Source organism: Halobaculum sp. EA56 (assembly GCF_051195075.1).
Lineage (GTDB): Archaea > Halobacteriota > Halobacteria > Halobacteriales > Haloferacaceae > Halobaculum.
This window is the reverse complement of record NZ_JBNTJX010000017.1, coordinates 17,524-36,011: the sequence shown is the minus strand read 5'-3', so window position 1 is coordinate 36,011 and position 18,488 is coordinate 17,524. Positions and strand designations below refer to the sequence as shown.

Here is an 18,488-nt window from a genome sequence, read left to right as displayed (position 1 = left end):
AGGACGGAAGCAAGAGATACGCCATCCCAAACACCATCGGGAGCACAGCTCCGAACAGCCCCACGATAGCCACGACGTGGAACGGGGAATCGAACAGAAACGCAAGCTGAAGGCCGACCATGGAGAGTGCACTTCCAATCGCAAAGCGGCGTGTCCATCGGCTAATACTCCCTGATACGGCCATTTGTTCGGAAAGGACTGGATCAGTCCGTATGGGACTCCGTTGTGTTGTCTGTCGGTTCTCGCTGCACGATTACTTCGTGAATCTCGACTTCGTTCGGTCTTTCGAAGGCCTGATCAGCTGACGAATCGTCATGGGCTCGTTCGAACGCAGTTCCCTCACGCCAAGCCTCATAATCCTCACGTGAGTCCCAGAAGGTCATCGTAATATGCCCCTCAGCATCGACTGGAGACAGGAGCTTCAGTCCCTGGAACCCCGGTTGTTCTTCGATACCATGACTTGTGCGTAATCTTTCGATGAACGTCTCTACTCGATCTTCAGGGACTTGCACTCGGTTTGAGACGACGATCATAGCGAGGTCACTATGGATGGATGGTCGTCTCCAGGTAGAAAACTGCACCCGAATATATTCGTGGGACTACTTACGAGTCAGGTCCTCTCTCATCCCTATCGAAGGCAAGTGGGACAACGCAAATGAACAGGTGACATTCACCGGAGTTCGATCCGAGTATCTTTCTAGGAAATCGGTCCGTCACATAGTCTGGTAGTGGCTACTATCTCACATTGAGCAGGGCTCCTCGAATAGATCGCCTCGCATGGCTTGATCCCACATCAAAAATACGTTCGCCAAGACGTTCGTACGAATCTCTACCTTGGGACGGGGTATACCGTTCCGTATGCCCATCGTTGAATATCTCAACTACGAAGTTATCGACGACCGGGGCTGGGACCTGTACGACGAGGAGAATTTCGAGCGGGCTGCCGGGATGGACCTTCCTGAAGAGGACTACGGATTTATTGACGTCCCTCAAGGACAGTATATCCTCGAATCCGCAGAGAGTGACGGCCAGGAGTGGCCGTTCTCCTGTCGAGATGGGATCTGTTCGAACTGTGCAGCAGTGCTCATCTCGGGCGACATTGAGATGGATGGGGATCAGGCTCTTTCAGATGAGGAGATCCAAGAGAAAGAAATACGATTGACCTGTGTTGGGCGTCCGGCAAGCGATTATATCCGACTAATCTACAACGCCAAACAGCTTGATTATCTTCAAGATAGAATTATGTGAACGGTTAGTCGGATGTGGCTATGATGCCGGATGGAATATCTCGGTCGTCACTCCTGTTTTCTTTCAGTACCCGTTCCTCCGCACGATGGAGGATCTCGCTACAGGTCGATTTGGCGATATCCAGTTCTTCGGCGAGGTCGACGAGGGTCGTACGCCGTGGCGTATCGTAGTAGCCGCGTTCGATTGCTTCATCGAGCAACCACTGCTGTCGCTCGGTCAAGAGTGATGAATCTGAGTCGATTTCTTGCTGGATTCGTTCAACAGTATACTGGATACCGAATTCGTCGAGGGTCTCCCCGAGGTCCGAGAGCGTCTCCTGTGGGATCGTCACCTCAAGTGCCATCTTGCCATCCTTGACCTCGAAGGGCATCTCGAGGGGAACCCCGGCGTCCTGTAAGGAGGTTAGCAACAGTGGAACTGTCGTTTCGACTTGGACCCGGGTCATCTCAGAATCAGCTTCGAAGATCGTCAGATTGGTCACCGCGTCGTACTCCCGGAACTCGTCACAGACGGCTTCAGAGTTATTGCCGAGTATTTCAATCCGAGCGACACCGGTCGCCATGTTCGCAGTGGCTGCAAGCACACGAAATCGCGTGTTGGGATGGGAGCGGGACACCTCGCTGATCCAGACTGAATCCGGAATCGTGAGCGTGAGTTGTGCGTGGGGCATAGTCGGGGGTTGTGGTTGGGTTGCTCGGTCATCCGTCAACCGGGCCACTTCGAACTACCTGGTACTATGTTTTTTAGGCACTCCTAAAAATATGTTGGTGTGAATATATTCGGGTCGGATTGAAGTGATGTCTTCGAAGACCTAACTGTAAATCCGCTGAGGCAGAAAGATATTCCCAAGAACGTATATCCGGGCTGATGATCTATTAATACCTGTTATGCCTGACCGTATGTTTCCACCCGCAACTCGCCAGACGCATCAAGAACGATCGACACTCGCACCGAAGGTCAATACCGCGTTCCGGGAGTTCAGTGAGGAAGTGTTCGCCGAAGGGGCCTTGTCGGAAAAGACGAAGCAGTTGATGGCCGTCGCCGCGGGACACGTGACCCAATGTCCGTATTGCATTCGGGGGCACACCCAGGGCGCCCAAGATGCGGGAGCTACTCGTGAAGAGATCATGGAAACGATTTGGGTCGCAGCCACCCTCCGAGCCGATAGCATCCACACGCACGCAGACCAGACATTCGAGGGCCTATCGGAAGAGGACCGTGCCGCACTGGCGCCGGATGCTTCAGACGCTTTCCAAGCGTTCACCGATCGGGCGTTCGACGACGGCATCCTATCGGAACGGCAGAAACGACTGCTGGCAGTCACCGTTGCCCACGCAACCCGATCTAAATCTTGTATTTCCGAGCAGATGGAATGTGCTCGGGATTTGGGAGCGACTGACGAAGAACTTATGGAAGCTATCTGGGTTGCCGTCGAGATGCAGACCGGCGGTGCCTATGCTCATGCGACTATCGCACTTGATGAAATGGAAGATTCCGATACTTGAGATTCTTCGCTGAACGTGTGACACGGTTTTCGGGGTGTGGTGCAGTCTATCCGCTTTGATTGATTGGTCAAGGAGGCGTCACCGATTTGGATGCGCTTCACCGTGTGGCAGATACGAGGATCTACATCTGCTGAAATGGCACAGATGTTGCGGAGAGGCATCTCCTGTAACACGGACAAAAGAGTTCAAACTGCCATCTGCTAAAGCGTGGAAATCGGATTAGTTCGGCCTAACCATTACCTTTCGAGATTCCGTATATATGAACCTATGAGCACCGAAGATTCCAAACCTCAACACGTTAAGAAGCCTGACTCTGGGGACGAGGGGGTGAAGCAGGAGGGAAATGAGACACAGAGGGACCGTGGCGGAACGGACACCGTATCTATCCAACGAACGAAAAATGCGCGTAACCGTCCGAATGATAGTGAATCAGACGGTCAGAATGTACATCTGAAAGTTTTCCGGTACGACCCGGAGGTAGAGGGGAAAGAAGAGCCGCGATTCGATGATTTCTATGTCCCGTTTCATCGGGGAATGACCGTTCTGGATGCGTTAATTTATGCACGCGATCAATACGATTCCTCACTCACGTTTCGCCACTCTTGTCGACAGGCGGTCTGTGGATCGGACGCACTCTTCATCGACGGCCAGCAACGCCTCGGATGTCAGACTCAAATCGATGATCTCGACGAACCAATACGGATCGAACCGCTACCCCACCAGCCAGTCATCAAGGATCTCGTGACTGATATGGGGGATTTCTATGAGCAGATGTACGCCGTCGAACCATACTTTCAGCCTGATGAGTTACCAGATGGAGAACTTGAAGAGCAACGTCAATCCCGAGAGAATCGTGAGAAAATCAAGAAGGCGAGCCGCTGTATCTGGTGTGGCGCCTGTATGTCTTCATGTAATATCGTACAAGGTGATCAGTATTATCTCGGGCCTGCGCCGATCGTGAAAGGCTACCGATTCTACATGGATGAACGAGAGGGTGAAGAGGCCCAAGAACGGCGTTTAGATATCTTGGGTCAGGAACACGGCGTCTGGCGGTGTCAAACGCAGTTCTCCTGTACGGAAGTCTGCCCGAAGGATATCCCCGTGACCGAGCACATCCAAGAGATGAAACGAGAAGCCGTAAAACGAAACATCCGCTTCTGGGAGGACTGAATGCGGCTGTTCACTCGTCTTTCGAGGGGTGCCACGTGAGATCCCCTCGATCAACCGTAAACGGATACGCACCCCCCTTGGGGCAAGTCATTCGTTTTGCATCTGGATCGAAAATGCGGTCTCCCATTTTGTGGCGGTGACCACACGATTCACATTCGAGCTTGACGGACATAGATCCGATTCAGAACGGAGCATCCGGCGATCCGCGACTGGCTCCCTCGTTTTGCATGGCTCGTTCCATCGGGTTCGACCCGACTTCGGCGCTGTCTTCAGGCTCAGCTGTCACGTCACCGGTCTCGAGATACGTCTGTTCGAGTTCCGCGAGTTGGTCGCTAATCGCCTCGCTCTGATGGTGCATCGGTGACGGCCGGACTCGAACGAGGTCATACTCGTGGCGCTCAGAGAGGCCGTTCCACGCCCGAAACGAGCCGATCGTCAGCGTGTGGGTTTGCGGGCAGAACGGTGTCGTCGGGGTGAACTCCGCACGGAGAACACGATCTACACTCTCATCGTCGATAGCGTCCTCAGTATCCCGGTCTTCAACAGCGTACCGATATCCAGCATTCTTGTGTCGAGTGTCGAGGTTCAGTCGCGCGAGATTATAGTTGAACGTCATATCGTAGACTTTCCGTTCTTCGAACAACTCCCGTGTCAGGCGATGGAACGCGATATGGTTACTTCCTGCTAGCACGTCATGTCCTTCGAGAAATCTGTCGGGCATCGGGTTGTGATCCGGAACGAACTCATCGTAGCTATCGAACAGCGAGTCGTCGTCCTTGCCGAATGGGGATGGGAAACCAGGCATAGATATCGGTTTGTCGTCATCCTAAGTACCCTTGTCGCCGGAGATATTCGTGAAAACAAAGAACCGAGATACCGATTACGCTACCACGGCTTCCGAGAGGCTATACGTGAACACGGACGACGTAGCCGCCACAGCCACACTGTTCGATATACTCCCAGTTAATCTCCCTGTCAGCGAATTCGTCTTCGAGTACAGGGAAGGGCTCTGTAGTTTCGCTAGACGCGAGGGCTACGAACGCGTTATCTCCGTAGAAAGCGAAGAGACGGATTGGTTTGACATCCGAAATCCGTCTCTTCACTCGTGTTACGGTGGCGAAGGCTAAATCAGTTGTCGCTAACCCGGACGAACCCGCCGACCCCGAAGGGGGTGGCGGGTTCGCCGAGTGGGCGATGCTCACGCTCCATGCACTCCGGATCGAGCTGGGCAAATCCTACCGCGTTGCGGTGGATTTGCTCAGCGAGATGCCCGGCGTCCTCGACGAGATTGGCCTGACGCGGCTTCCTCACTACACCGTCCTCCGCACGTGGTTTGCACGGATTCCGACCAAGACGTGGCGTGCGTTTCTCGGCGCCTCAGCCGAGAAACGCACTGGCCACGCCGCCATCGACTCAACCGGCTTCGATCGCGACCAGCCCAGCCGCCACTACGCCAACCGCACGCACTACCGCGTTCGGGCGCTGAAAGTCACCGCCTTGGTGGATGTCGAAACGCTGTACATCACCGACATCCACTCCACAACGAGCAAGAAACACGACTCGAAGATCGGTCCGCAGGTCGCCCGCCGGAACGCGGGCGACCTGCGAAGCCTCGCTGCCGACCGAGGCTACGACGCGAAAGCATTCCGCGACGAACTCCGTGACAACGGCATCAGACCGCTGATTAAGCACAGAATCATGAACCCGCTCGATCACGCTCACAACGCCCGCATGGACCGTGATCGGTACAATCGTCGCTCGATGAACGAGACTGTCTTCTCAAGCATCAAGCGCACGCTCGGCGTAGCCGTGCGTGCGCGAAGCTGGTGGCTTGAGTTCCGTGAAATGCTGCTGAAAGCGACCGTCTACAACCTCCGCCGGAGCGTCCGATACCCGTGAAATCAACCGCCGTGTACCGAAACTACAGAGCCCAGGGAAGAGATACTCTGACGGATGGCCGTGGTTTTCGTGAGTTACCAAATTGACGTGGTTGCCATCAGCTGTGTGTTCGACGGCGTCGATTGCTTGTTGAAGAATCAATTCGCGATCCTTCCCATGTTCCGGCTTTTCGAGGTTGGCAGACCAGGAATTGTCGTGGACGCGGTCGGTAACTGGTTCAGCGTCATGGTCGTGATCGTGAGGGGTGCTTGACATTTTCACTTACTACTACGGCTGCTACACGTATACGGTTTCGGTTGCGGAAGCTGTTCTACCCCCGAGTGGGGGTGAATCATTTCGACCCGTCGTCGCGTTTCCATGTGGTGGTACGGCCCCACGTCGTCGCCTTCCCCCACAGCCCGGAGCGCATACATTCTAATTCGACGATTTGGGAATTGTCGACGAACAGGTTCACCTCTGGTCCGAAGTTCTTGATGTACCATTCGAACATTTCCGGACCAGGAGCTTCGAACACGAGATTCTCGATCCCAAGTTCGTTAGCGATCTGGTAGGCGACATCAGTCCGCCACTCTGTGACTTCTTCCGTGATTCCTTCGGCTTCGACCATCAACAGATTTGCACCTGCGTCGAGATGGCGCTGCCCCTCCTCGATAGCCTGTTCGGGACTCATCTGTCCCTGCTCTTCGAGAATTTCCGGATCGGTCGCCCCGCCGGCACCGAACTGGACGTTGATCTCGGGTTTTGGTTCGATCTCGTAGTCGTTCGCTACGACTTCGGTCATCCGAACCATATCGTCAGTCCCGATCGCGAGGAATCCACTCGAAAGTTCGACGATATCGAACCCCAAGCGTTCGGCCTCCTCGAAGTACTGCTCAACCTTATCGTTGTCACGGACGAGGACGTTTTCGACGTATCCACCGGTCGAGACCTTGACATCGTATTCGTGGCAGATGTCGATAAGTTCGGTGACGGCCTCCTCTGGCATCAGCGCGAACGAGCCGCCACTGAACTTGTAGATGTCGACGTACTGCCCCATCGTCTCTAGGATATCCCGGAGCTCGCGCGGCCCCATCGGATCATAGTACGGCCCACGTATCTCCGTGATTCCCTTCTCTCGCGGTTTATCTTCCCTCTCGTTGTGGTGCAGGAACTCGAACGTGCGGTCTACCATAATACAGAGAGAGATTGATTCGCGAATCACTTAGCATCGCGGCCGAATCCCTCCATCTCGTCTTAATGGGGGTTGAGTCGACTGAGGGATCGCTCTACATCATTCCAAACAACCCACCAACTCGTCGACTCCGTGAGACTCTAGATTCGCGACGACATCGATAATACTCTGTCGCCGCTCGTCATCGAACTGCATGCCTGCGGTTTTGTGAAACTTTTCCTCAATTTGGGCCCAGTCCATCGAGTTGGTAGGATGCCCCTCGAAAGCGTCTTTTTCGACGACGTGCGTGGTCCCTTCCTCGAGTTCGATCGTTACGCGGGCAGGCATTTCCCCGGCCTCGAAGCGCTCGGTGAACTCCTCGTCCTCTTCGACGGTGACTCGGCGGAGTAATCGCTGGACATCGTCGCGACCGATCCGCTCGGGATCGTACTGAGCATTGCCCATCTTCCGGTCCAGTAGTGCGGCCGCCAGCATATATGGCAGCGAATGGTCCGCCTGAGCCTTCGTCTCAACTTCGTGGCGATCCCCCTCGCCACCGCCGATGATGAGTTTTGCACCGGCGAACGTGTCCAGGTGGACGGCTTCGACGTCGGATCCGTCAATGTCCTCCTGTTCGGCCAGTTCGATGATCCCTTCGACGGCTGATTGGGCGTACGTCTCTGCGACGTACCGCTTGGTCATAACGTCGTGAACCCGCGTACAACCGGGATCCAACTCGACGTCGAATTCGCCACTGATCACCTGCTTCCAGCCTTTTTGTCCCTCGAAGAGGTTTTTCGGCCCCTCCATCCCATCTTTGGCGAGGAGGGCGGCGTACACGGCGTTCCGGGCTGCATTGGCCGATGCGATACCTTTCCACTCGTTGATGCCGCCGGTACGCGTCACGCGAAGGGCGTTGTGCGCGGTCCCAGCGATCCCGATTGCGTCTCGGGTCGTCTCAACGTCGAGATCAAGAAGCTTGGCGACACCACACGTCGCCGAGATGACGGTATGGGTCACGTGGTCCCAGCCATTGTCACGGACCGGGGCGTTCCATGCAAGCTCACCCTGTACCTCGTAGGCGACCCCCACCCCTTCTAACAATTCCATACCAGAGGCGTCGACGGATTCAGCTGTAGCGATGACCGCACCGATGTTGTCGCTGGGATGGGGCGTTTCTCCGGGCGCAAGAAACGAATCCATAAAATCGAGATAGCGGGTCAACGCTGTGTTGTGCATCGCGGCACCGACTGGTGACGCCGTTTCATTACGACCCCACAGCGTACAGTTATCACCGGGGTTTGCGTGCTGAACGGTTTGGTGGACAGTGTCGACTGGATCGTGTCCGAGTGCATTGATACCGATGCCGACCGAATCGAGTACCCGCTTTTTCAGTTCTTCGCACGTCGTCTCCGAAAACTCCCTGTAGGAGACATCTGTGACGAATTCAGCGAGTTCTTCTGTGGTTGCCATACCTGGGTATAGCAGTGGTTCACGGATACGGGTTTGCCCGAATACGGGGTCCCGAGCTTTTACCGATAGAATGGATTCCCCTAATGATGATTATCGCTAATATATCCGCCACGTAGTTCACTGACATACGCACCTGACTGCCTAGTATGCCAGAATCAGTAGTGCTCCCCGACGGGTGGGAACAAACACTCGACCGGTCTAACTTCGACTCGTTCATGGACCGCGAATACACAACCGTCGCCTTTGTCCACTCTCCAACTGGGCGGAAGGTGATAATCAACGATGTACAGGAGCCAAACAGTTTCGGAGGATGGGGCTATCTGATTCATGTTACCGATCCGGAGTACGGCGAGTTGGGTCTCGTTGAGGACCTCCAGACCGCTCGGGAGATCGCACACGAGTTCATGGAAGAACACCCGAATTAACCGCCGTTCACCAAGTATGAGCCACGAACACGATCATCTCAACCGGACCGGCACAGGGACGGACTTCAATTTCAAGAACGACGTGTTGGCTGAGTTCAAGTCAAAGACGGGGCTCACGGAAGAGACGGTTCGACTCATCTCAGAGCAGAAAGACGAACCCGACTGGATGCTCGAACGGCGGTTGAGTGCGCTCGAACAATTCGAGCAGATGCCGATGCCGATGGACTGGCCAGGGCAACCTGACCTCTCTGAAGTCGATATCGACGAGATCGTCCCGTACCTACGGCCAGATGTTGAGCCGGAAGACAGCGTCGACTCGTGGGATGACCTTCCCAAAGACATCCAAGATACCTTCGATAGACTCGGAATTCCGGAAGCAGAAAAGAAGGCCCTCTCCGGAGCGGGCGCCCAGTACGAATCTGAGGTCGTCTACCAGAACATGAAAGACCAGCTCCAGGAGAAAGGCGTCATCTTCTGTGATACGGACACAGCCGTTCAAGAATATCCCGAACTCGTCCGCGAGCACTTCATGACCACGTGTGTCCCGCCGAGCGACAACAAGTTTGCAGCCCTCCACGGCGCCGTCTGGTCTGGCGGATCGTTCGTCTACGTTCCCGAGGGCGTCACCGTCGAGATGCCCCTCCAGGCGTACTTCCGGATGAACGCTGAGGGGATGGGTCAGTTCGAGCACAAGATCATCATCGCAGAACCCGATTCGGAGGTGCACCTTATTGAGGGCTGTTCTGCACCGCATTACGGTAGCCACAATCTTCACAGTGGCTGTGTTGAGGTGTTTGTCAAGGAGGGAGCTCACGTCCAGTACTCTACTGTACAAAACTGGTCGAAAAATACCTACAACCTGAATACAAAACGTGCTATCGTCGAAGCCGACGGAACCATGGAATGGATCTCAGGCTCGATGGGGTCAAAAGCGACGATGCTCTACCCCGCGTCGATACTCAAGGGTCCGGGGGCGACGGACAACCACGTCACCATCGCCTTCGCTGGTGAAAGGCAGAACATCGACACCGGCGCAAAGGTGTATCACACCGCGCCTGACACCCACTCCACCATCGAGTCCAAATCCATCGCGAAGGATGGCGGCCGCACGAACTACCGCGGGCTGGTCCATATCGCAGACGGGGCCGAGAACTCTTCGACGAGCGTCGAGTGTGACGCGCTGATGTTCGATGCCGAATCGACATCGGATACGATGCCGTACATGGAGATTCGAGAGGATACTGTCGACGTTGCTCACGAGGCCACTGTCGGGAAGATCGGCGATGAGGATATCTTTTACCTCCAGAACAGAGGCCTCGATGCAGAGGACGCGAAGCAGATGATCGTCGCCGGGTTCATTGAGCCACTCACGGAGGAACTGCCGATCGAGTACGCGGTTGAACTCAATCGGCTAATTGAACTCGAAATGGACGGAAGCCTCGGGTGAGTAACGATGTCGAACACTGCCCCCAGTCACGACAACGAGGGTACCGAACCGGTTACGGATCGCATTCACGACCACGCTTGGGCAGCAGATCTTGAACAGCCAGAACACGCTGCTGACCGGGAATTAGTCGTCAAACAGGCCATCAAGGCCATCAAAAACACTGTCGAAGGCACCCACGTCCAGCTCGTCACCCACGAAGAACACGGTCATCCGTCGAAGTATCTCTACCCGGCCCTCCACGAGGAGTTCGGTGACAATATTGACTGGGAGTACATCTGCCAGTGCAACTGTGGCGGTCATATCCTCCGCGTTCACGTATGAAGCGTTGCTGCTCCCGTATTTCGAAACAACCTCGGCTTGAGTCCAAGGCTCGAGTAGACAACCGTCTCAGTAGGGTGATAATCGACAGTAGCACCTCAACGATGCCGTGATACTCCCTTACCGTGAACGGCGAGATACCTCCTCACAAAAAATAGCGAGGGGGCTTATATCGTTGTCTGGGTGAGTGTGAGGTTGGACAGATAATCCCACAGTGGCCGATTCCGGTGTCCGGAACCGTCTGGTGGGCTGAGCTACTCGGTCAACTGACGTCTCGAAAGATGTAGAGATCAAGCGGCGTTCCTTTTGTGGTCGGAACACCCGATTCAGATCCTCCAGTAGTTCGCCCTGGGTTGAGGGCGTTCCTGGTGTCTCCGAGGGTCGCTTCCTTTTCGTCTTCCTCTTCAATCGCGGCTGGACTGGTACATGACTGTCCCGCGCTGTCGACTGGCTTCTGTGCTGGTTCCCGGAATTGCTTGGAGTGTTCTTGATCTGGATCAAGCTGGGAGAGATACGCACCCAAATTCCTCGTCTCGACTGGCGCAGAACTTCCCGTCCATACATCCGGGACGACTCCGACGAGTTTGAGCGAATCCATCCGAGCTAGGTGTTGGGCCGATTCCAGGTGATCGTTGGCGAGGACCCACCCGCCTGATTGGAGGTTCCCCGCCACGATAGCTTCTTCTAGCAGCCCGGCGTTCCGGAATATGATTACGTCGGCGTCCGTCTCAAGTTCATATTTTGTGGCATCGGTACCGACCGCTTCGTAGCCCGCGCGTTTCAGATGGGTCATCGCGGCTTCGTCGATATCGGCGTAGACGACACGGCTTTCCGTAAACGTCTCAGAAGGGCTCACGTCGTGTCCCGATCCCGGATGATAAACGATCTCGGGTGAAAGGCTAAAACAGTCGGCGACGGCCTGGTACTGAGTAACCCTATCCTCGTAGATAATCGGCGAAGAACCGCCATTCATCGACACGAGATGTGCAGGACATAGCTCCCGGGGCAATCGATAGTCTAACTCGTCCGTTTCGGAATCAATCTCATATCCCGCCGTATGGACTCCTCGGGCTGCCTTCCGTACCGGTTCAACCTCCGTCACGATCTGGGACCATTCTGGTTGTCCTCGTTCTCTAGCCTGTTGCAGATAAGTGGCTTCTGCCTCGCAGGCTTCGTAATATAACCTTTTGACTTCAGTGGCGAACGTAACCTCCGGCGACGATCCAGATCCGGACGTATCGCTATCGAGTTCTGCGAGGTATCCTTCGATTCTGTCCGGAACTTCGCCGGGTTCGTAAGGCCATTCCTTGACGAACTGGTCGTAGACATCCAGCGCGTCTAACAGCTGGTCTGCTTTACTTCGGAGGTCGTGGACCGTTACAACCATCTGACCCGAATCTTGCCATATAGTCCTATTGTCACGACTGATCACTCATCCATCAGAAGTCGATATCGAGCGATGCGGACACACGAGAGAATCCCGGGATCACCCCGACCGGTGTCCCGAGGGAACAGTCCGAATCGATCGAACCGTCAGTCATCCTTCTTCCGTTCGAACATAATATGGCCCGTCCCAGTCGTTGACCCACGCTGGTGCCGCAGAATGTGCCTGCAACAGGTTTGCCTCGTACGACTCGTCTGCGAAGACCGTTCCGGCGTCGTCTGTGGCGTCGACTTTCGGAACAGTATATGTGACCGGATCCCGCTCTCGTGCGGGGATCAATTGTTTCTTATCTCGGTGGTGAGCCTCACCGGGTGAGTCCACCCACTCCTGGGGGTGGAATACGACCCTGACCTCGGATTTGACTTTTCCCCCTGACATAGCTAGAACGGGGTTTCCGATTTTTCACCGGATCCACTGTCCGTAGGGTTCTCAGCCTTCCCGATCAGCACTCTGAATTCGCCCGGTTCACGCTGGCGGTACGCCCAACGGAACTCCGGTCCCGCCTCGGCCTCGAACTGATGATACAGCGGCTTCGGGTCGTGGTCATTCACCAGCACGAATCCAGTCCCGGTCTCTAATTCGTCGTACGCCTTGTACACGCGTTCATGGCGCTGAGCCGGTGGTAGATCCCTGACATCGTGTTCCTCGACGATTTCGATTCGCTCCTCATCCGACGGCGATGCCGTCACGTCGTCGCCGGAATCAGTTCGATTGGTGTTTTTGTCGGTGCTATCGCTGTTCGTGATCTGAACTCGGCAGCGCCCCGGTTCCGATTCGACCACCTCCCAGACGAACGAATCACCGTACCGCTGGCGAAACTCCTGATGAAGCGGCTTTGGTTCGTGCGGAGCGATGAGTTCTAACGTCCCCCCTTCGGGAAGCATCCCATACCGATGGTGGATCGTGGGGTGGCGTTCCTCTTTGGGGATGTCACGGACATCGTACCGCGTGACGATATCCTCATCGGTGGCCTCAGAATCGCCAGTTTTGATGATTTCGACCCGCCATTCTCCGGATCCACGGCTCCTGTACTCCCAGTCGACCACCTCTCCGTGCATCGATTTGAGTTCGTGGTATAGGGGTTTCGGGTCATGGTCGTTCACCAGTACGAATCCCTCGCCTACGCCCAGTTCATCAAATATCTCGAGGAGGGCTTCGTGTCGCCGCTGTGGCTTCAGGTCACGGACGTCGATGGCCCCGAGCGCGTCGTCGAGGGGCTCTCCGACGGCCACCCGGACTTCTCGGGGTTCTGCGTCGGGATCTGCGTACTCCCATTCAATTACGCGGTCGTATTCGATCTGGTAGCGGACAAGGTGAGTATCGATGTCATCCTCGGCTACGACCTCGAAATCGTCTCCCGGTTCAGTCTCATCTAATGTATTGAAGAGTTGTGTGCGATGGTCTTCTTCCGGCCGATCACGCAAGTCGAGTTTGTCGGTCATCTAGTAGAGAGTCTTGGAGTAGGCGGAAGATTCCTGTGCCGAAGGGATTCGCACTCTCTACGAGGTATGCAGGCTGGCACCTACTGGCGGTGACGACGATTAACGTGATCAAACTGCGTATTATAATAATAACAACATATCTAGCGTCGTGTCTCCATGACGTAAAGTAGAGCGCAGGATTCGATTCGCCTGAATACTAATACGTCTGTATCACGGCTTACTAGACCCTATGGATGTAGTCGATCCGTCCACCGGAACTCGGATTGAGACGTATGAGGAACACACTGAGAGTGACGTAACAGAAGCGTTGGACCGTTCGACCGAGGCGTTTGACAGCTGGCGTACCCGATCGATTCGTGAGCGTGAGCAGCTCCTCGCAGCTGCGGGTGACGTTCTCCGAGACAACAAACAGGAGTACGCAGAGACGATGACGCGGGAGATGGGCAAGCCGATCACGCAGGCCATCGGAGAGGTCGAGAAGTGTGCCTGGGTCTGTGACCACTATGCGGAATATGCGAGTACCTATCTCGACTCGGATTCTCATCCGAGTCCACCTGGTTCGACAGTCAAAACCGAGTATGAACCACTCGGGCCCGTTCTCGCGGTGATGCCGTGGAACTTCCCATTCTGGCAGGTGTTCCGGTTCGCCGCCCCGTACCTCACGGCTGGGAACGTGGGACTCCTCAAGCACGCCTCGAACGTACCAGGATGTGCGCTCGCGATCGAGGACGTGTTCCGGGAAGCCGGCTATCCGGAAGGAGTCTTCCAGTCACTCCTGATTCCCTCGGATCTCGTCGACGACGTCATCGCAGACAACCGGGTTCGGGCGGCGACACTGACCGGGAGTGGTCCGGCTGGCCGGTCCGTTGCCGCTACAGCCGGCGAACACCTCAAGAAGACGGTGCTAGAACTTGGCGGGAGCGACCCGTTCGTTGTACTGGACGACGCCGATGTCGTCGAGGCTGCCGAGACTGGCGCATGGGCACGGAACCAGAACGGTGGTCAGTCGTGTATCGCTGCAAAGCGCTTCATCGTCCATACGGACGTGTACGACGACTTCCTCGATGCATTCGTCGACGAAATCGACTCGCTCACAATCGGTGATCCGATGGACGAGGGAACCGATGTCGGCCCCCAGGCCCGGCAGGATCTTATGGAGGAGTTACACGAACAGGTTGTGGAGAGTGTCGATGCTGGGGCGACGGTCGTTACTGGCGGTGACCCTCTCGATCGTGAGGGAGTCTTTTACCCACCCACGGTTCTGACCGACGTCCCCGAGGGGTGTCCTGCCGACAGTGAGGAGACGTTTGGTCCCGTCGCCACGGTGTACGAGGTTGCCGATGAGGACGAGGCAGTCAGCAAAGCTAACGACACAAACTTCGGGCTCGGAGCGAGCATCTGGATCGAAAACCGTGACCGAGGTGAGCAGATTGCAGGCCGCATCGACGCCGGCTGTGTCTACGTGAATCAACTGGTAAAATCCGACCCCAGAGTCCCCTTCGGTGGGGTCAAAGACTCAGGATACGGGCGCGAACTCTCCGAAGCCGGAATCAAGGAGTTCGTCAACCGCAAGACGGTGTGGGTTGAATAATGAAAGCCTCGGACCTACTGGTCGCCTGCCTCGAACGCGAGGGCGTCAATCACGTGTTCGGCGTTCCCGGCGAGGAGTTAGAGGATCTGCTGTTCTCCATTCGGGACTCCGAAGTGACGTTCATCCCGGTCCGCCACGAACAGGGCGCGGCGTTTATGGCTGACGTCCATGGCCGCCTGACCGGCGATGCAGGCGTCTGTCTTGGGACGCTCGGTCCGGGTGCGACGAACCTTCTCACGGGCGTCGCCGACGCGCATCTCGACAAAAGTCCGTTGGTCGCGATAACCGGGCAGGGCGGACTCGAACGCCTCCACCAGGAGAGCCACCAGGCTATCGACGTACTGCGGACGTTCGAACCTGTGACCAAGTGGAACACTCAGCTCGATAGTCCAGACATCGTCCACGAATCCGTCCGGAAGGCGTTCAAGGTCGCCGAGTACGAAAAACCCGGTGCGACACACTTGGAACTTCCTGAAGACGTCGCCGCCGAGGAAACTGACATGCGGCCGCTTGAATCCCGGGACCGCGTTCCATTCGCTGCCCCGAATCCTGATACGCTCGCTCAGGTCCAGGAACTCCTACGAACAGCAGAGCGACCGGTCGTGATTGCCGGAAACGGGGCCGTCCGGACGCAAGCCGCGACACAGCTCCGCGAATTCGTCACGGAGACCGGTATCCCGGTCATTTCGACGTATATGGGGAAGGGGGCAGTGTCTGATGCCGACGAGCACTCGCTGATGACGCTCGGTTCCGGAACCGATGGTGAAGCCGCAGTAGCCATTTCTCGAGCGGATCTCGTCATCACCGTCGGCTACGATATTGCCGAACATGACCCGGCTGATTGGAACAATGGGACGGTTCCGCTCGTTCACATCGATAGCGAGCCTGCGGAAGTGTACGAAGCATACGATCCTGACATCGAGGTCATCGCGGACAGCGGTCGAACGCTGCGGAATCTCACTGATTGGTACCAGTCCGCTGGGTCGACCTTCGAGACAGGGTGGTTCACGGACCTCAGAGAGCGAATTGTCTCGGACGTCGACCGGACTCCACGGGAGACGGCTCCGTTCACCCTCGAAGAGGTACTCCCGGTATTGCGCGAGGCGATGGCGCCCGAAGACGTCCTCGTATCAGACGTCGGGAATCACAAGATGGCGATCGCACAAAACTTCCCGACGTACGAGCCGAATACCTGTATCATCTCGAACGGTCTCGCCTCAATGGGTATCGCGGTTCCGGGCGGTCTCGCAGCCGATCTAGCAGTCGATGCGAACGTCGTTGCAGCGACTGGGGACGGTGGGTTCCTGATGAATGCCGCCGAAATCGAGACAGCGACTCGTTCTGGCTGTGACTACACCATCATTGTATTCAACGACAACGATTACGGACTCATCTCGAAGAAACAACGCGATCATACGGGTGAGTCGTTTGGAACCGGACTAACTAATCCCGATCTCGTGACCTTCGCCGAGAGCTTCGGTATCGATGGATATCGGCCGGAATCGAGATCCGACCTCAAAGAGGTAATCACGTCTGCGGTCGGTGGTGATATGGCACTCATCGAGGTCCCCGTCGAATGACCACTCCTGCCGAGTCACAGAGCGAAGAATACGTCGCAATCATTGACCAAGACGAAGTCACCGACGAAGTACGGAACATCGCAATCAAGTACGACCCACTAAATCGGTCCGGTCACGAAGGGTTTCATGTCACCGAGGACGGCGAACTCCACATCGATGACAGTAAGGTGATGGGAGAGCACAAGCTGATCGAAAAGAAAATCCCTAACGACGCAATCCGAATCGTCCCACTCCCCTCCGAAACTGGTCAACTCGTCCACCAGTACGGCGAGAACGGATTCCGACTGTACAACCTCCCGGCACCGGACGATGGCTCGGTCATTGGCCTTCTCGGTCGGAACGGGATTGGGAAGACAACCGCTCTACGTATCCTGGCGGGTGAACTGGTGCCGAACTTCGGAACCCCGAACGGGATCAACTGGGGTAAGGCGGTCGAATCGTTCCGAGGGACAACGCTCCAGACACATCTCGAACGGCTCCGTGACGGAGCGGTTACAACGGCCTATAAAAGCCAGCGAGTCGACTCACTATCCGACACGGATGACGAGACGGTGCGACAGCGGCTGACCTCTCGATCGACCGATCCGGGTCATCTCGTCGATGAACTTGGACTTCGGTCAATCAGTGACCGGTCTTTACGTGACCTCTCCGGTGGTGAACGACAGCGCGTTGCCATCGCAACGACTCTGCTGAGCGACGCGAACCTCTACCTGTTCGACGAACCGTCATCCTTCTTGGACGCCAAACAACGGTCGACCGTTTCCCAAGTAATCCACGAACGTATCCGGGATACCGATGCGTCAGCGATCGTCATCGAACACGATCTAGCGATGCTTGATCTACTCTCCGATGGGATTCATATCCTGTATGGAGATCCGGGAGGATTCGGGGTCGTCTCCCAACGACTCTCGGTTCGTGCTGGTATCAATCAGTTTCTGGATGGATACCTGACCGAGGAGAACGTTCGGATTCGGGGGAATGCCATCGAATTCCCTTCAGCCAGCGAGCGTGGGTTGCCCAACGAAGACCCAGCCCTCGAGTACCCGGAACTACAGAAAGAGTTTGCCGGATTCGCATTGTCAGTCGACCCTGGTCAGATTTACGCGAGTGAATCGATTGGCATCGTCGGAGAGAACGGTCTCGGGAAGACGACATTCGTGAAACTACTCGCAGGGAGTATCGAAGCTGACAACGGAGCTGTTCCGGGTACGTTCTCTGTCTCGTACAAGCCACAGTACATAACGCCGGATAGCCAGGAGACAGTCCGTGAGCGGTTCGCAGCAGTTACTGACATCCACTCCCAGCGCTTCAAAACATGGATCCGGGATCCGTTCGACCTCGAGGTGCTGTACGACAACCCCCTCGATTCGCTCTCTGGCGGCGAACTTCAGCGAGTCGGCATCGGACTATGTCTCGCTCGCGATGCTGATCTGTATCTCATCGACGAGCCGTCTGCATTCTTGGACGTTGATCGGCGCGTGTCTCTCGCTGACGAGATTCACCAATTTAGCAAACGAACAGATCGTCCGGCCCTCGTCGTTGATCACGACCTCTTCGTGATTGACCGGGTCGCAGATCGGTTGATTGTGTTCGACGGAACCCCCGGAGATCATGGGCACGCGAATCCACCGCAGTCGGTACGAGACGGGATGAACACATTTCTCTTATCGCTTGGGATTACGTTCCGTCGCGATGAGCGGACGGGACGTCCACGGGTCAACAAGCCTGGCAGCCAACTTGACCGAGAACAGAAAGCCAACGGGGAATATTACTATAATCGATAGTCCACAGCCAGT

General features: G+C 55.9%; 18 protein-coding genes. 10 read left to right on the top strand and 8 right to left on the bottom strand.

Annotated elements, in window-relative coordinates:
- Nucleotides 1–203: 203 nt before the first annotated feature.
- The gene (locus ACQUQ1_RS18835; RefSeq protein WP_435065778.1) at nt 204–533 is read right to left on the bottom strand and encodes an antibiotic biosynthesis monooxygenase family protein; all 330 of its coding nucleotides are present in this window, start codon (nt 531–533) and stop codon (nt 204–206) included.
- 325 nt (nt 534–858) lie between these two features.
- Between ACQUQ1_RS18835 and fer the strand changes: the two genes are divergently transcribed.
- On the top strand, nt 859–1,248 hold the full coding sequence (gene fer, locus ACQUQ1_RS18830) for a ferredoxin Fer (protein ID WP_435065777.1): 390 nt from the start codon (nt 859–861) through the stop codon (nt 1,246–1,248).
- A gap of 4 nt (nt 1,249–1,252) precedes the next feature.
- Here the strand turns inward: fer and ACQUQ1_RS18825 are convergent, their stop codons facing one another.
- Nucleotides 1,253–1,918, bottom strand: coding sequence for a helix-turn-helix domain-containing protein (locus ACQUQ1_RS18825; protein WP_435065775.1), 666 nt, complete (start codon nt 1,916–1,918; stop codon nt 1,253–1,255).
- Nucleotides 1,919–2,135: 217 nt separating this feature from the next.
- Here ACQUQ1_RS18825 and ACQUQ1_RS18820 point away from each other — a divergent pair, with 217 nt between their 5' ends.
- Nucleotides 2,136–2,753 (top strand): carboxymuconolactone decarboxylase family protein, encoded by a 618-nt coding sequence (locus ACQUQ1_RS18820; protein WP_435065773.1) that lies wholly within the window; start codon nt 2,136–2,138, stop codon nt 2,751–2,753.
- Nucleotides 2,754–3,020: 267 nt separating this feature from the next.
- The gene (locus tag ACQUQ1_RS18815; protein ID WP_435065772.1) at nt 3,021–3,923 is read left to right on the top strand and encodes a succinate dehydrogenase/fumarate reductase iron-sulfur subunit; all 903 of its coding nucleotides are present in this window, start codon (nt 3,021–3,023) and stop codon (nt 3,921–3,923) included.
- Between the two features lie 181 nt (nt 3,924–4,104).
- Here the strand turns inward: ACQUQ1_RS18815 and ACQUQ1_RS18810 are convergent, their stop codons facing one another.
- A complete protein-coding gene (locus tag ACQUQ1_RS18810) occupies nt 4,105–4,728 on the bottom strand; it encodes a hypothetical protein (RefSeq protein WP_435065770.1) in 624 nt (207 codons plus the stop codon).
- Between the two features lie 272 nt (nt 4,729–5,000).
- Here ACQUQ1_RS18810 and ACQUQ1_RS18805 point away from each other — a divergent pair, with 272 nt between their 5' ends.
- Nucleotides 5,001–5,822 (top strand): IS5 family transposase, encoded by an 822-nt coding sequence (locus ACQUQ1_RS18805; protein ID WP_435065768.1) that lies wholly within the window; start codon nt 5,001–5,003, stop codon nt 5,820–5,822.
- Here the strand turns inward: ACQUQ1_RS18805 and ACQUQ1_RS18800 are convergent.
- From ACQUQ1_RS18800 to ACQUQ1_RS18790, 3 genes are all read right to left on the bottom strand, one after another.
- Entirely contained in the window at nt 5,703–6,077 is a 375-nt protein-coding gene (locus ACQUQ1_RS18800) for a CGCGG family putative rSAM-modified RiPP protein (RefSeq protein ID WP_435065767.1), read from the bottom strand. The genes ACQUQ1_RS18805 and ACQUQ1_RS18800 overlap by 120 nt on opposite strands.
- 76 nt (nt 6,078–6,153) lie before the next feature.
- Entirely contained in the window at nt 6,154–6,993 is an 840-nt protein-coding gene (locus tag ACQUQ1_RS18795; protein ID WP_435065765.1) for a phosphosulfolactate synthase, read from the bottom strand.
- 99 nt (nt 6,994–7,092) lie between these two features.
- Nucleotides 7,093–8,445, bottom strand: a complete 1,353-nt coding sequence (locus tag ACQUQ1_RS18790) for an MmgE/PrpD family protein (protein ID WP_435065764.1) — start codon at nt 8,443–8,445, stop codon at nt 7,093–7,095.
- Between the two features lie 146 nt (nt 8,446–8,591).
- Between ACQUQ1_RS18790 and ACQUQ1_RS18785 the strand changes: the two genes are divergently transcribed.
- Genes ACQUQ1_RS18785 through ACQUQ1_RS18775 form a run of 3 tightly spaced genes read left to right on the top strand, consistent with a single transcriptional unit; the run spans nt 8,592 to nt 10,638 of the window.
- Complete coding sequence (locus tag ACQUQ1_RS18785) at nt 8,592–8,870, top strand: hypothetical protein (protein WP_435065762.1); 279 nt, start codon at nt 8,592–8,594, stop codon at nt 8,868–8,870.
- Nucleotides 8,871–8,886: 16 nt separating this feature from the next.
- Nucleotides 8,887–10,317, top strand: coding sequence for a Fe-S cluster assembly protein SufB (gene sufB, locus ACQUQ1_RS18780; RefSeq protein WP_435065760.1), 1,431 nt, complete (start codon nt 8,887–8,889; stop codon nt 10,315–10,317).
- 6 nt (nt 10,318–10,323) lie between these two features.
- Nucleotides 10,324–10,638 (top strand): CGCGG family putative rSAM-modified RiPP protein, encoded by a 315-nt coding sequence (locus ACQUQ1_RS18775; RefSeq protein ID WP_435065758.1) that lies wholly within the window; start codon nt 10,324–10,326, stop codon nt 10,636–10,638.
- 259 nt (nt 10,639–10,897) lie between these two features.
- Here the strand turns inward: ACQUQ1_RS18775 and ACQUQ1_RS18770 are convergent, their stop codons facing one another.
- Nucleotides 10,898–12,022: a hypothetical protein gene (locus ACQUQ1_RS18770; protein ID WP_435065757.1), complete on the bottom strand. Its 1,125-nt coding sequence runs from the start codon at nt 12,020–12,022 to the stop codon at nt 10,898–10,900.
- A gap of 437 nt (nt 12,023–12,459) precedes the next feature.
- Complete coding sequence (locus tag ACQUQ1_RS18765) at nt 12,460–13,521, bottom strand: DUF2249 domain-containing protein (protein WP_435065755.1); 1,062 nt, start codon at nt 13,519–13,521, stop codon at nt 12,460–12,462.
- Between the two features lie 229 nt (nt 13,522–13,750).
- Between ACQUQ1_RS18765 and ACQUQ1_RS18760 the strand changes: the two genes are divergently transcribed.
- From ACQUQ1_RS18760 to ACQUQ1_RS18750, 3 genes are read left to right on the top strand one after another with little or no spacing between them, the layout of a single operon-like run.
- A complete protein-coding gene (locus tag ACQUQ1_RS18760; RefSeq protein ID WP_435065754.1) occupies nt 13,751–15,112 on the top strand; it encodes an NAD-dependent succinate-semialdehyde dehydrogenase in 1,362 nt (453 codons plus the stop codon).
- Complete coding sequence (locus tag ACQUQ1_RS18755; RefSeq protein WP_435065753.1) at nt 15,112–16,692, top strand: acetolactate synthase large subunit; 1,581 nt, start codon at nt 15,112–15,114, stop codon at nt 16,690–16,692. Before ACQUQ1_RS18760 ends, ACQUQ1_RS18755 begins: the two co-directional genes overlap by 1 nt.
- Nucleotides 16,689–18,476, top strand: a complete 1,788-nt coding sequence (locus ACQUQ1_RS18750) for a ribosome biogenesis/translation initiation ATPase RLI (RefSeq protein WP_435065752.1) — start codon at nt 16,689–16,691, stop codon at nt 18,474–18,476. Before ACQUQ1_RS18755 ends, ACQUQ1_RS18750 begins: the two co-directional genes overlap by 4 nt.
- The last annotated feature ends 12 nt before the right edge of the window (nt 18,477–18,488 follow it).

What these genes read in the sequence shown, in the direction of transcription:
- ACQUQ1_RS18760 (WP_435065754.1), top strand. Translation starts at nt 13,751, where the DNA reads ATGGATGTAGTCGATCCGTCCACCGGAACTCGGATTGAGACGTATGAG.
- ACQUQ1_RS18815 (WP_435065772.1), top strand. Translation starts at nt 3,021, where the DNA reads ATGAGCACCGAAGATTCCAAACCTCAACACGTTAAGAAGCCTGACTCT.
- ACQUQ1_RS18800 (WP_435065767.1), bottom strand. Translation starts at nt 6,077, where the DNA reads ATGTCAAGCACCCCTCACGATCACGACCATGACGCTGAACCAGTTACC.
- ACQUQ1_RS18810 (WP_435065770.1), bottom strand. Translation starts at nt 4,728, where the DNA reads ATGCCTGGTTTCCCATCCCCATTCGGCAAGGACGACGACTCGCTGTTC.
- ACQUQ1_RS18795 (WP_435065765.1), bottom strand. Translation starts at nt 6,993, where the DNA reads ATGGTAGACCGCACGTTCGAGTTCCTGCACCACAACGAGAGGGAAGAT.
- sufB (WP_435065760.1), top strand. Translation starts at nt 8,887, where the DNA reads ATGAGCCACGAACACGATCATCTCAACCGGACCGGCACAGGGACGGAC.
- fer (WP_435065777.1), top strand. Translation starts at nt 859, where the DNA reads ATGCCCATCGTTGAATATCTCAACTACGAAGTTATCGACGACCGGGGC.
- ACQUQ1_RS18785 (WP_435065762.1), top strand. Translation starts at nt 8,592, where the DNA reads ATGCCAGAATCAGTAGTGCTCCCCGACGGGTGGGAACAAACACTCGAC.
- ACQUQ1_RS18825 (WP_435065775.1), bottom strand. Translation starts at nt 1,918, where the DNA reads ATGCCCCACGCACAACTCACGCTCACGATTCCGGATTCAGTCTGGATC.
- ACQUQ1_RS18770 (WP_435065757.1), bottom strand. Translation starts at nt 12,022, where the DNA reads ATGGTTGTAACGGTCCACGACCTCCGAAGTAAAGCAGACCAGCTGTTA.
- ACQUQ1_RS18755 (WP_435065753.1), top strand. Translation starts at nt 15,112, where the DNA reads ATGAAAGCCTCGGACCTACTGGTCGCCTGCCTCGAACGCGAGGGCGTC.
- ACQUQ1_RS18790 (WP_435065764.1), bottom strand. Translation starts at nt 8,445, where the DNA reads ATGGCAACCACAGAAGAACTCGCTGAATTCGTCACAGATGTCTCCTAC.
- ACQUQ1_RS18750 (WP_435065752.1), top strand. Translation starts at nt 16,689, where the DNA reads ATGACCACTCCTGCCGAGTCACAGAGCGAAGAATACGTCGCAATCATT.
- ACQUQ1_RS18835 (WP_435065778.1), bottom strand. Translation starts at nt 533, where the DNA reads ATGATCGTCGTCTCAAACCGAGTGCAAGTCCCTGAAGATCGAGTAGAG.
- ACQUQ1_RS18820 (WP_435065773.1), top strand. Translation starts at nt 2,136, where the DNA reads ATGCCTGACCGTATGTTTCCACCCGCAACTCGCCAGACGCATCAAGAA.
- ACQUQ1_RS18765 (WP_435065755.1), bottom strand. Translation starts at nt 13,521, where the DNA reads ATGACCGACAAACTCGACTTGCGTGATCGGCCGGAAGAAGACCATCGC.
- ACQUQ1_RS18775 (WP_435065758.1), top strand. Translation starts at nt 10,324, where the DNA reads ATGTCGAACACTGCCCCCAGTCACGACAACGAGGGTACCGAACCGGTT.